Origin of the sequence: Oceanobacillus neutriphilus (genome assembly GCF_014645515.1) — a bacterium.
In the GTDB taxonomy this organism is placed as follows: domain Bacteria; phylum Bacillota; class Bacilli; order Bacillales; family Amphibacillaceae; genus Oceanobacillus; species Oceanobacillus neutriphilus.
The window spans coordinates 30,442-43,375 of sequence record NZ_BMLW01000020.1; the positions used below are offsets into that span (position 1 = coordinate 30,442).

Consider the following 12,934-nt stretch of genomic DNA (forward strand, 5'->3'; position numbering starts at 1 on the left):
GAGAAGTCTATTTCTTTCGTAGACTTCCCGTTTTATTTCATTACATTATTTTTTTAAATCCAGCCTTTGCGATATGCTAAAAGCATTGCATTGGTCCGGTCATTTACATTTAGTTTTCGTAACACTGTTGTAACATGGTTTTTAACTGTTTTATCAGATATTTCTAAGTTTCTGGCTATAATTTCGTTATTATTGCCTCGTGATATCTCAAGCAGTACATCCCATTCCCGCTTAGTAAGGAGCCCCTCAGGACGGGATTGTAATGTAGAAGAAAGGGTTAAAAATTCGTCGTGTAAATCTTTAGCTAACTCTGGATAGACATAAATACAATCTGTGTCAATAAAACGAATCCCTGACACTACTTCATTTAAACTCATGTTTTTAACAAAATAGCCATCAAAATCTAATTCATATAAACGGATAATATCCTTCATATGCAAATTAGGCAGGATAATAGCAGTTTTAACATCCTTTAATTGTTCCTGTTCAAGAATACGCGTGATGTCATTATATTGATAAATTGGTACCATGACTAAATCCGGTACGTTTGATGAATCAAGCTGAAAATCATCTAAATCTCTTAAAGATAATATAGAAATATTTAAATTCGTTTTTTCGGATAACGTAAAAGCATCAATAAAATTCAAAGTTCTGTTCGAAGTTGGTGTTATACTCAAAATTATCATCTCCTGTCATTTGAGTGAGTATTTTCGTGATGTAAATAAAAAATGAATAATTATGCGATATTGATTCTTGAGTCTAGTAGCAGTTCAAAATAAATATTTGGCAAAACTATTCGAGCTTGTTTTCTATAAGAAAAGGGGATATGAATTTTTAGAATTCTGCTGATGAAATCATATCTTCAAATATAGCATAGGATTGTATTAATTAAAATCCTGAAAAAGATTTTAATTGAAAAATGATAGTTAAATCCTGGTTTAAAAAAGTAAAAGGACCTACTTATGCATGAATATCCAAGAAATATACTATTTATAAACTAGTTTCCCTTGCAGGTTAATAGGGAAATCTGTAAAACTGGACTCTGGAAAAATAAAAGTCCAGGGCATGCTTGAATCTGGAGGGACAAAAACCCTTTCTAAAGTAAATTGTTTTTCTGCTTTTACTGCGTCGTCTTCTACATATTGTAATGTTGTGTTACTAAATGAGTACGCTTGTCTGCTGTAATTATTAATCAAAACAGTAACCAATAAATCTGACCGGTGATTTCTTGCTTGCCATAGATTGGTAAACGTCATCTGCTTATCAACCGCATTGTGCTGTACAGATTTTTGAAATGTTTGTTCAATCTTGCGCCGGTCAGTATCGGGAAGCGCTTTATCCCATTTGGGTTCAAAAACAAGGTTCATAACAAATCCTCCTTATAGATACCTTGATTATATAAGATTCGAGCATAGAAATAAATTTTTAGCGTTTCTTTTGAAAAAAAATGTCATTCGTTTTACACTTATGGTACGATAAACAGGATAAAAACACTAGTCAGCTATGAATTAAGGGAGGTTAGAACGTGGAAGAGGAAAATTTAGAACAACAGGCAGTGAAGCCGGAGAATATTGCGGAAGTTGGAGAAACCATCAGTATCGTACGCGGGGAGCATAAAGGCAAAAAAGCAGAGGTGCTTATTGTACGCGAAAATTCTGTTATTGTTCGTATTGGAAATCATCCTTCAACCGGAGAACCGATTAAAACAGTAGTAAACCATAAAAATTATAAAAGAAAATAATTTGGCTAATATGAAAGCCGCCCCGGTACATTTTTTGCCGGGGCGGTTTGTATTCAGAAGACAGCAGATCTTACAATACTGTACTTAAATCGCCTTTGTAGAATAGTGATGAAGCTTCTAAGTCCGCTAAATCTTCCATAAGCAGTTTATTCATATCATCAAAAAGTGCAGTGATTTTTACAAAGCTTCCTTTTCGTTCTGTATATGGCTCTGCGATAAAAAAAGATTGTGTTAAGTATGCTTCCAGCTTTTGACCGCGCATAAAGTCATTCTCTTCCTTTTTATTCATTTTTTCATACCCTCTAATAGCAAAAAGTGCACGCAGTTCTCTATAGCGACGTAAAATCTTTCTGGCATCCTGCTGCAATTTATTCTGCTTTTTATCAAGCTGGTAGCTCTCTGAAATAGAAAAGAGCGGGTGAATTGCAGGATAGTATTTTTGAGCAACGAGTTCTGCATCAAATTGCCAAATTGTATCAAGAGGACCAAATGGAAGATCATCATCAGGAGCCTCACCACTTAAATCCATTAAAAAAGTTGTTAAGCTGAGAACTTCTTTTAATTGAGGATTTTGATTAAAGTCTCCTAATTCTCCAGAAATAACATGAGCTCTGTCAACTACAAGCAAAACATTTTTATTTTTCCATTCGTCTGATAAAAGGACAGTTATTTCCTCAAAACCTGAGGCGACATAATCCGATTCATGAAGCAAATCTTTTAATCCAGGGTCTTCTTTTTTGGGCGTCAGGGTTACGGTTTTAAAAGAATGATTTTTTAACCTGTGAAACACTTCGGCTAAGAGAGCAAGCTGCCCCATACCGGGTCGTGCAATTAACCCTACTGTACTATTCAAGACAAGTGGAGCAAACAGGTCTATCGTTTTTATGCCAGTTTCAATTTTTTTGCTATAGTCTTCTATAATAATCAGATCATCGACCGTGCAGTCTGCCAGCTCTGCAAGTAAAACAATTGTTCTAATTTCAGCTCGCCCCAACGGAATTTTACCTGTACAGAGATTTGAGACTGTTGCAGGTCTTAATCCGGCATTTTTTGCAGCAACAGTCAGATTAGGTACTCTGCTGCGTAAAAAAGATGTATTTAATCGGATTGAAAGGGAATCCATTACAATGCTCCTTTCCTTATTTATAAATCTTATCTTTTGCTAAAAGGGCATGGACTCCTTTGTTTCCATTAACGATTTGAGTAATTCGTAAATCAACAGCCAAGGAAGCCCATGCACTGGCTTCAGCTCTTGAAAATGAGTAGATTTCTATCATCCAGTCTATCATATTATTTAGCGCTGACCACATAGCTTCATCTAAATCTTCATGAAAGGACATCGTAATCCAAGCTTTTTGGGTTTCAGCTCTTGGAAATGAAAATTTTTGTTTTTTATGAAGAATGAAGGTTAAATGAACTTTCTCCATTGGACATTCTAAAGCGGGGCCGCAAATTTCACCATCCCCTTGAATGGCATGCCCATCTCCTGTTGAAAAAAGACCGCCTTCCACAGAAACCGGCAAAAATAAACGGCTTCCAGCCTGTAATTCCTTACAGTCTATATTTCCTCCAGATTCTCTCGGAACAAATGTACTATGTTTACCTTCAGCATTAGGAGGCATACCCATTATTCCCATAAAAGGAGCAATTTTGATCTTATAAGGGAAATTACCAAACTGGCTCACTGCTTCTTTGAGCTCGCTATCAATTAAAAAATCAAGCATAACCTCTTTTTCTTCAGCAATTCCTAATTTTTTGTTCCATTCACTGGGAAATCCACCTCCTGAAGCCCACCCCCATTCACCTGGAATAATTTCATTAATTTTAATTTCTAAGGTATCTCCAATTTCGGCATTATGAATAGAAACCGGACCGATGAGAGCATGACCGAAGAAGGGAGCCTGCCGTTCGGGAATGGTTTCTGTCCATCTCTTTCTCTGTGCGCCAGGTACACTTCTTTTTTCCATACCCCAAGCAGAATCAAGTGTTTTAAACACAACTGAATCTCCACTATGAATAGTTAAAATAGGATCTAAATCTAGACTGAAATGGTTGTGCAAAGAATTTTTGTCAGGCATTAAATAATATGTTTTCAAGAAAATCACTCCTTTTGTATTTACTTTATAAGGTAACATAAATTACTCTATAAAGTAAATGTATAAATTGAAATAATCTGAATTTACTTGAATGATTTACCTTGGTAAAAGAAGTGTAAAAGGATATTTGAAATGAAAATTCAGCTAAAAGTTTCGTCTTTCAAAATGGGGGCTTCTAATTCCATTTCTGGAGCACAAAAAAGGAAGTCCAACAGATGTTAGACTTCCTCAAAAATTTGAATTGCTTTCCTATTGTGAAACAGGTTTCCTCCATATACCTAGAATCAATGCTGAAATAACTGTACCAATAATCAAGGATAGTAAGAAGAACCACCACGCATGTCCTAAGAAAACAACGAAAATACCGCCATGTGGCGCAGGAATTGTACTATGGAAGAATTGTGTCAGACCTCCAGCAATTGCTGAGCCGATAACAGACGAGGTGATTACGCGTAACGGATCTGCTGCTGCAAATGGAATAGCTCCCTCCGTAACAAAGGAAATCCCCATAATGTAATTCGCTGTTCCGGATTTACGCTCATCTGCTGTAAATTTGTTTTTAAAGATAGTAGATGCCAAGGCAATTGCTAATGGAGGCACCATACCGCCAATCATGGCTGCTGCCATAAATGCGCCGTCCCCAGTATCGTTAAAGATTCCGATAGAGAAAGTGTAAGCTGCTTTATTAAATGGACCGCCCATATCGATTGCCATCATACCGCCAAGCAGTATACCAAGCAGAACAATGTTTCCTGTCCCAAGACCTTCTAAGAAGTCTAAAATATAATTATTTAGGGTGGAGAATACAGGGCCGATTACAAAATACATGGCTGTTCCTGTTACAAGTAGACCCAGCACAGGATATAATAAAATAGGTTTAAGACTTGCTAAAGATTGCGGCAGGTTTCTTAATAAGTGTTTAATTAATATAATCAAATAACCAGCTACAAAACCGCCGATAAGGCCGCCAATAAACCCGGCGCCGCTGCTGTCTGCCATCAAACCAGCTACAATACCCGGCATTAAAGCAGGTCTGTCGCCAATACTCATTGCAATATAACCGGCAAGAATTGGAATTAAGAAACTAAATGCTGTATCTCCAATGGTATTAAAGAATAGAAAAACTTCCGATTCGCTTCCTAAGAAACTTTCAAACAGGAAGGAGACAGCCATTAAGATACCGCCGCCAATAACAAATGGAAGCATGTGGGAAATTCCGTTCATTAAATCTTTATAAATTTTACCCCAGGCAGACTGCTTTTCATACTCTCCATCATCTCCAGATTTTTCGCCAGAGTTATGATAGACTGGAGCATCTTGATTTACTGCTTTGGTTATAAGCTCTTCCGCTTTTTTAATCCCATCTACAACAGGACGTTCAATAACATGTTTGCCGTCAAATCGTGCCATCTCAACTTTTTTACTTGCTGCAACAATAACTCCGGAAGCACGTTTAATTTCATCATCTGTTAAATGATTTTTGGTGCCGTCCGATCCGTTAGTTTCTACTTTAATATCCACATTCATTTTTTTAGCTTTTTTCTTCAGAGCATCCTCAGCCATATAAGTGTGTGCAATTCCAGTAGGACAAGCTGTTACAGCAACTACAAATGGTTTTTCATCTGTTGCTTCTGCTCCACTTTCTGCAGCTTGATTTGTTTCTTCCTGAGCTTCCTCTTCCTTTGTAGATTCAACGAATAGCGCTTCTACTTCATCAGGAGTTGAAGCATTTTTCAACTTATTTACAAAGTCCGGTTCCATCAGAAGACGGGACAACGCAGCTATCGTTTGCAGGTGTGTATCGTTTCCGCCTTCAGGAACAGCAATCATAAAGAAGAGGTGGGCAGGCTGTCCATCTAAGGAATCATAATCAATCCCGTCTTTACTTTTCGCAAATAGTACTGTAGGCTCTTTCACTGCTGCCATTTTTGCGTGGGGCATCGCGATGCCATCACCCAAACCGGTTGAGGATTGTTCCTCGCGGGCAAGAATTGCTGCTTTAAATGATTCTTTTTCAGAAATAATTCTATACTTATAAAGATTTGCGATCATTTCATCTATAGCAGCTTCTTTGGTCGTAGCTTTTAGATCTAAAAGCATCACATCTTTTTTTAATAAATCAGTAACCTGCATGTTTATCTTCCTTTCTATTTTGAAGTTATATGACTTCTATCTGAATTTGAGAGCATAGATTTTCAATGGCTTCTGCGGTAGCTAAATCCTCAGAAAAAGCAGTTGCACTTCCGGAAGCAACAGATGTTTTAAACGATTCAACAGCGTCCTTTGACTTTAAGAAGGAACTGATAAAGCCTGCAACCATCGAATCACCGGCACCAACGGAATTAATCAGTTTTCCTTCAGGCGCTTGTGCTCTATAGTTTCCCTGGTCAGTGATAAGTAATGCCCCATCTCCGCCCATGGAAATAATAACGTGCTTCGCTCCTTTTTCTAAAAGCTTTTTCCCATAAGTTACTACAGCTTCATTTGTTTCCAGCTTCACATCAAATAATGCTTCCAGCTCATGAATATTTGGTTTAACCAATAATGGTTTATAGCTTAAAGATGCTTCAAGTGCAGCGCCAGTGGTATCGATAGCAAATTCAGCGCCCCGACTTGTTACCTGCTGGATTAATTTCTCATAAAAATCCTCAGATAGGGAAGGGGGCTTGCTTCCAGATAGAATAACGGTATCTCCTTCTTTTATTCCTTCCAGTTGCTTTAAGAATTTAGCAACCTCATCATCAGATAAAGCGGGGCCGCGTCCATTGATTTCTGTTTCCTGATCTGATTTAAGCTTGATATTGATCCGTGTGTCTTCTTTGATATTGACAAAGTTTGTCCGAACATCTAATTCATCTAAAGCATCTTCAATAAATTTACCTGTAAAGCCGCCTACAAATCCGAGAGCAACAGAGTCTGTTGAGAGTGCTTTTAATATTCTTGATACATTAATCCCTTTTCCGCCGGGGAGCTTATAGTCATTTTCCATATAACTCAAGCCGCCTAATTCGATTTTGTCTACAGGAACAATATAGTCGATTGATGGATTTAAAGTGATGGTATAGATCATCTAATCTGCCTCCAAAATTGTTGTATGATTTAAATACGGTTGATGTATTGTTGAAATCTTATCGGTAATGAACGTTACATCGGAAAAGTCACATATCTTTGCAAAGCTGACTTTATTCCATTTACTGTCATCTGCCAGGAAATAAGTATCTGAAGCTCTTTCAATTGCTAATTGTTTCATAGAAGCTTCCTCAGGGTCTGGTGTTGTACAGCCATATGTCATATCAATACTATCTACACCGAGAAAGGTTTTCGTAAATTGATAATTCATTAAAGAACGTTGACTGGGTGCTCCTACCATCGCTTTGGTAGAATGCTTTAATTTACCGCCTACGAGATAAGCGTTAATTTGTCTGTCTGCAAGCATAGAAGCATGGGCAATACCATTCGTAACAACAGTAATAGAAGTATCTGTAAGAAACGGGATCATTTCAAGAGTTGTTGTACCTGCATCTAAATAAATGACATCATTCTCTTCTAAAAGTGTGGCAGCATACCTCCCTATATTCTTTTTTTGTTGACTGTTTTTGATTGTTTTTTCCTGATACGTCAGCTCTGCGCCAAATGTTGCGTTCAATTTTGCACCGCCATGAATGCGGAGCAGGAGACCTTTACTTTCTAATTGAGCGAGGTCTCTGCGGATTGTTGATTCCGAGCTGCCGAGGCTCTCGATTAAATCAACGGATTTGATTACACCGCTTTCATTTAGACGGCGTAAAATATACTGATGGCGTTCATCTGTTAGCATATCCTCACCTCTTGTTTTTATAATATCATCTAAATCGTTCAAAAACAACCAAAATCATTCAAAATAAAGCAATGAAATAAATTATAATGAGGGGGGAAGGGAGATAGGTATAATATACGTAACATTTTCTATTCGAAATTGAATAATATTTTCTTCCTGTAAAAAGAAAATGAAGAGATGGGAAAGTGAAAGAGTCAATCAAATAGAGCTAAATTTTGTTGAGTAGTTGTAAGCATGAAGAAACAACCGAAAGTCATCCGGTATTTAGACGCAGTGGAAGAGGTATTATATTTTGGTTGGATTGATGGTACAAAAAAGAAAATATCAGATACCGAATTGGCTCAAAGTCTTTCTCCGAGAAATAAAAAGGTAATTGGACAGAATTAAATAAAGAAAGAGTGAGGAGACTGGATAAAGTAGGCATGATAAAAGAATCAGGAATGGAAATTCTGCTCGATATGCGACCTGAAGCTTTTATCAAAACAGGGGAGAAAGCTCCCTCTTCAAGCGCGGAGGTAAGGGGGAAGATGAATCTCCTTTGCACAAGATCTTGCTTTTTGGTATCTCGATTGTTCAATAACAAAATGAACGAATGTTCCAAATTGATCCTTGCGTACTAAATAGAAAGCCAGACTTAGCCGGAAGCATCTTATTGATAAAGCTTTATTGCCTCCTCCAAAAATAATTTATATTTAGCAATAAAGCTTTCGGGTTTTATAATTTTAACTTTATCGCCGAATCCCGCTAAAAATTGATAGGAGAATGGATTCTCAGGCAGCTCAATAGTCGTAAGATAGCTTCTTGGGGTCTTTTCAGTAACGGCGTTTTTTCCATATCTCTCGATAAATTGATCTCTTACAGCGATATCTATCAACACTTGCACACTAATCAAATCTTCTTGTTTATTATATTGTTTTTCTTTCTCAAATACCTTTTCAGATCTTGGAGTGAAAAAACCGTCTTTTTGGATATTTGTTATCCTTGTTAATTTAAACGTCCGATAGTCTCCACGCTCTAAGCTAAACCCGATAAGATACCAATGCATTTCACTTAAATGTAACTTATAAGGCTCCACAGATCTGTATGTTATATTTCCTTTTTGGTCTACATATTCAAACTTTAGTAACCAATTATTTTCAATGGCTTGTATGATAAATGAAATATCTTCTTTAATTTGCCTTCTTCCTGCCCAGTCGTAAAAAGATAAATCATATTTTGGGGAAATATCAGCACTGGTCATTCCTTTAATTTTCTGGATAGTCGTCTGAATTTCCTGGTTTGTAATTAAACGATCAAAACCGCCTAAGGCTACAAGTATATTTTCAATATCTTTGTTATTTAATAAACGTTTATCAAATTTATAGTCTTCCATAAGGGCGTACCCGCCTTCAGCACCATATGTTGCATAAACAGGTATTCTTGCATAACTTAATGTTTCCATATCGCGCTGAATCGTTCGTTTGGATACATGAAAAAGCCTGCTGAATTCTGAAGCGGAGACAGATTTCTTTTGTAATAAAATCATTACGATGGAGATAAGCCGCTCAATTTTTTTCATATTTTCCTCCCATATACGACATACAGTTGTCGTTTTAGGTCTATTATACTTCAAATATGAAAAGGGGGAAATAATGATGAAAGCAATAGCTTATTTACAATTTAATGGAGAAGCAGAGGAAGCAATAGCTTTTTATGAAAAAGCTTTTCAAGCAAAAAGCGTTAAAGTGAAATTTGGTGCTTTTGGTCAAAATCCAGAATATCCATTGTCGGAAGAGGAGCAAAACATGATTATGGAATCTTGTCTGGAGTTTTCAGGAAATACTTTAATGATCTCGGATGTTCTGCCATCAATGCAGGCTCTAACAGGTGAAGTCACAAAGGGGAGTACGGTCTTAATCAGTATTATTGATGCTGATCCGGAAATGAATAAACAATGTTTTGAAAAACTTTCGGAAGGAGGTACTGTGGTTATGCCTTTATCTTCTGTACCGTGGTCAGTAAGCTTCGGAATGTTAATTGATAAATTTGGTGTAATGTGGAAATTTAATAGTGAAGCAAGTAAATTTCTGGATAGTTTCTCAAATTAAATTTGTAATATTAGGACGGGACTCACAAAATATTTTAATATAACGTCCACGTTAAGACAGCAATGCCTTAACAGGCCCTGAAAATCCTATATAAATGGAGATTTTCAGGGCCTGTTATACTTTTATATTGCCTTAAGCAATAAACGCTTGAGTAAAGGTGTGAAATGCTCTGGCAGAGCGCTCACATCAGGAACCATAATGCGCTCTTTTCCATAAATATTCTGCATCATAGTATCGTTATTTTCTTCAATCTGTCCGTTTGCAAGGAACATACCGACTACATCGATGTGATGCTTGCGGGCATTCGCAACAGCCTGGTACGTATCAACAATGCCATTCTGGTCATAGCCGGAAGCTGCCGGCTGTCCGTCCGAAAAGACAAGTAAAAATTTATTCTTCTCGCTGCGGCTGATTAATTTTTTAGTAACATGACGAATGCTGAAGCCGTCCCGGTTATCCTCCTGTGCTTCCAGCTGCATAATTTTAGCACCCTGCTCTTTATACAAGGAATCCTCTATTGTCTGGATATATTGGAGATAGTTTGGCTGATAGTCTTCACTTACTTTATTGGCATCCTCCCAAAAGCCGATAATTTCATGGGGGATGCGTAATTCTTTTAATACTTCATGAAACAGAGTAACACCCCGTTTTGTTTCCTCCATTTTGTTTTCCATCGAAGCAGAGCAATCGATTAATAAAGTGAAAACTGCATCAAATTCCTTTGATTCCTGTTCTTTTTTATAAAAAACCCGTGGAGAATCCTCTAAAAAGATAGGAAGCAGTTTTTTAGAGAGACGCCCAAATAAAAGATTTGACCTCGGTGTATTCTGCTTATGCTCCAGAGTTAATTGAATAGTTTTGGCAAGCTTTCTTTTAAAAGGATCAATTTCCTCTACAAATTCCCGATATTGCAGCTCTTCGTCCTCTGTAGGAGCCTCTACATATACCGTAAACATCCGGGCGTGCTCATTCTCTTTGCCAAAGCTTGATTCACTGCTGTTTTCTGAAGTATTCTCTTCCTTATTTAGAGCTTCTTTATCAGAATAATCATTTTGCTTGCTTTGACCGGAATCCCCTTGAATCGCAGCCATCGCCTGGTCGCCATCCTCTGTTTCACGGGCATCGCCTCCCAGCATCGAGGTTTTAGTTCCCTGTTCTAATTCAAATTGCAGGAAATTCTGCTTGCGGTCATCATTTTTATTTTCACGATGCCATGTAGAGAAGGTCTCATCAAAATATTCATTTTCTTCGTTTGTTTCTTCCTGCTGATCTTCATTCACAAGTGGATCTGTCCGTGTCAATTCATCAAATAGTGTATTTTTCTCATAAGTTTCCACATGTCCGATTGGCAGGATGAAATATTCATGAATGGAATCTGTGTAACCGGCTCTTTGCATTTTCTGAACAATTTTTTCTGTTAGAGAAACATTGTCCCGCGTACTTTTAGTTTCAAAAACACTGTACAGATGAGGTCTTAAACTATCGAGCATATCCACCTGCTCCACTTCTACGCGGGGAAAATCCGGATCCGGCTGATTGGCAAACAGTAATAAATAAATCATACAAAAAATTTCATCTGTCGCATAACTGCGTGTCACATTAGACTGCAGCTGTGTCGTGAAATAATGATGAAAATATTGTTGCCGATAGGTGAAATTCCGTTTTGTGCCAGGCCGTTCTCTGCGGATAGCATCCTCCAGGCGAATATCCTCTAATAAAGTCATTAACTGTATTGCAAATTTAGGGAGAAAGGAATCCTGCAAATCTTCTTTAAATTGCTGCAGGCTTTTTACATCTGTCTGTTGCAGTGTCCCTAATGTCCGCAGAATGACATCTGATTTAGCGCCTGCTTCTTTCATTTCTGATGGGAGCCGGTCCCAGAAACGGCTGGCTGTTACTTTGTTTTCTACTAAATCAATAAAGGAGCCAAAGCTGGATTCGAATTGCAGCTGTCCGTTCTTTGCCAAAACAGTAGTCAAATCCTGCAATTGCATAAATAAATGGGTGTCGACTTTTGTTTGATGAAATCGATACATATGAACATAGCTCCTTTAATTAAAATAGGGTATCTGCCAGATTCTCAACGAACGCTTTTTCACGGTCTTCTTCCAGCTTGTCAACGATACTGCGTAAAATAGCACGTTTAGGAGGAAGATAGGTTGAAAGGTCACAAGCATCCAGCAGGGCACGGATAGAAGCAGCATCCTCTGATAATTTCCCCTGGCTCACTGCTGTAATTAAATCGTTGGATAATGTGACAAAATGACTGATCAGCTGCTTTTCTGTCAGATTTGTTGAGTCAGTTATTAACTGCTCCAGCTGTTCTCCCTGAATATAGGGCACATCAATCACGATAAAACGGTTTTTTAACGCTTCGTTTAATGGAACTGTTCCAATATAACCTTCGTTAATGGCTGCAATCACTCCGAACCCCTCTATAGCAGTAACGATTTCGTTGGTAAAAGGATTCGTAATAGTCCGGCGATAATCTAAAACACCATTAATCAAAGGTAATGTTTCCGGCTTAGCCATATTAATCTCATCGATATATAGAAAACTGCCCTGTTTCATCGCATTGGTAACTGGACCGGGAACAAATTGGATTGTTTGTTTCTCTTCTTCATAGGCAAGTGTTTTGAAACCCATCAAGCTTTCTGCATCCAAGTCAACAGAACAGTTAACGCTGTACATTGGGCGTTCAAAAAGAGAGGAAAGTGTTTCCGCAAACTTTGTTTTACCAGCTCCGGTTGGCCCTTTTAATAAAATATTTTTACCCATGCTCAATGCAACAATTGCATCAATTAACAATTCCTCGCTCGGAGGAAGGTATCCGCCGGATCGGATTAGCTCCTGATGATCTGTTACTTGTTTTTTATTATTTTCAAGCAGCTCTTGAACTGCTTTTGGTAATTGATTTGTATTCATAATTGGTTCTCCTTTTGAAATCATTTGCAGTGATTCCGTTTTTATTGGAGTTTTGAACATCCTCTATAGATTAAAAAAGCTCCGTTCACATTGTATTATTACTTATGCAAAAATACAAAGAATGCGCAGTCGTTGCGATATGGGGAAGCAATTGCTAAGATAAATATAATAACTCAACTTTCGCACTTTAAAAAGTAACTTCCTATCTACAGGGACAGGGATTGATCATTTCTTCCATATATCTGTTGACAAAGATAAGATAGAAGGT

The 12,934-nt window shown here is 37.6% G+C and carries 12 protein-coding genes and 1 pseudogene; 3 read left to right on the top strand and 10 right to left on the bottom strand.

Translation table 11 applies throughout. The features are described from left to right. Window positions 1-53 precede the first annotated feature (53 nt). Window positions 54-677 (bottom strand): response regulator transcription factor, encoded by a 624-nt coding sequence (locus IEX29_RS24275; protein WP_188738082.1) that lies wholly within the window; start codon window positions 675-677, stop codon window positions 54-56. A gap of 309 nt (window positions 678-986) precedes the next feature. Beyond that, complete coding sequence (locus tag IEX29_RS24280; RefSeq protein WP_188738084.1) at window positions 987-1,367, bottom strand: SLAP domain-containing protein; 381 nt, start codon at window positions 1,365-1,367, stop codon at window positions 987-989. 158 nt (window positions 1,368-1,525) lie between these two features. Here IEX29_RS24280 and IEX29_RS24285 point away from each other — a divergent pair, with 158 nt between their 5' ends. Continuing rightward, entirely contained in the window at window positions 1,526-1,741 is a 216-nt protein-coding gene (locus tag IEX29_RS24285; protein ID WP_147209696.1) for a DUF2187 family protein, read from the top strand. Between the two features lie 70 nt (window positions 1,742-1,811). Here the strand turns inward: IEX29_RS24285 and IEX29_RS24290 are convergent, their stop codons facing one another. The 5 genes from IEX29_RS24290 to IEX29_RS24310 all read right to left on the bottom strand — a co-directional run bounded on the left by IEX29_RS24290 (window position 1,812) and on the right by IEX29_RS24310 (window position 7,654). Next, window positions 1,812-2,864: a F0F1 ATP synthase subunit beta gene (locus IEX29_RS24290; RefSeq protein ID WP_188738086.1), complete on the bottom strand. Its 1,053-nt coding sequence runs from the start codon at window positions 2,862-2,864 to the stop codon at window positions 1,812-1,814. 16 nt (window positions 2,865-2,880) lie between these two features. Further along, window positions 2,881-3,837, bottom strand: a complete 957-nt coding sequence (locus tag IEX29_RS24295; protein ID WP_229720374.1) for an acetamidase/formamidase family protein — start codon at window positions 3,835-3,837, stop codon at window positions 2,881-2,883. 249 nt (window positions 3,838-4,086) lie between these two features. Beyond that, window positions 4,087-5,970, bottom strand: coding sequence for a PTS fructose transporter subunit IIABC (locus tag IEX29_RS24300; RefSeq protein ID WP_188738091.1), 1,884 nt, complete (start codon window positions 5,968-5,970; stop codon window positions 4,087-4,089). 25 nt (window positions 5,971-5,995) lie between these two features. Beyond that, entirely contained in the window at window positions 5,996-6,907 is a 912-nt protein-coding gene (gene pfkB, locus IEX29_RS24305) for a 1-phosphofructokinase (protein WP_188738093.1), read from the bottom strand. Beyond that, window positions 6,908-7,654, bottom strand: a complete 747-nt coding sequence (locus IEX29_RS24310) for a DeoR/GlpR family DNA-binding transcription regulator (protein WP_188738095.1) — start codon at window positions 7,652-7,654, stop codon at window positions 6,908-6,910. It abuts the gene before it with no gap. 222 nt (window positions 7,655-7,876) lie between these two features. On the opposite strand from IEX29_RS24310, the pseudogene IEX29_RS24315 reads away from it, so the two are divergent. Continuing rightward, window positions 7,877-8,130: pseudogene (locus tag IEX29_RS24315) on the top strand (YdeI/OmpD-associated family protein); the annotation flags it as partial. A 173-nt stretch (window positions 8,131-8,303) separates the two neighbouring features. On the opposite strand, the gene IEX29_RS24320 reads toward IEX29_RS24315, so the two are convergent. Then, the gene (locus IEX29_RS24320; protein WP_188738097.1) at window positions 8,304-9,212 is read right to left on the bottom strand and encodes a helix-turn-helix transcriptional regulator; all 909 of its coding nucleotides are present in this window, start codon (window positions 9,210-9,212) and stop codon (window positions 8,304-8,306) included. Between the two features lie 76 nt (window positions 9,213-9,288). Between IEX29_RS24320 and IEX29_RS24325 the strand changes: the two genes are divergently transcribed. Beyond that, entirely contained in the window at window positions 9,289-9,741 is a 453-nt protein-coding gene (locus tag IEX29_RS24325; RefSeq protein ID WP_188738144.1) for a VOC family protein, read from the top strand. Between the two features lie 122 nt (window positions 9,742-9,863). Here the strand turns inward: IEX29_RS24325 and IEX29_RS24330 are convergent, their stop codons facing one another. Further along, complete coding sequence (locus IEX29_RS24330) at window positions 9,864-11,777, bottom strand: vWA domain-containing protein (RefSeq protein WP_188738099.1); 1,914 nt, start codon at window positions 11,775-11,777, stop codon at window positions 9,864-9,866. A gap of 19 nt (window positions 11,778-11,796) precedes the next feature. Then, window positions 11,797-12,666, bottom strand: coding sequence for an ATP-binding protein (locus tag IEX29_RS24335; protein ID WP_188738101.1), 870 nt, complete (start codon window positions 12,664-12,666; stop codon window positions 11,797-11,799). Between the last annotated feature and the right edge of the window lie 268 nt (window positions 12,667-12,934).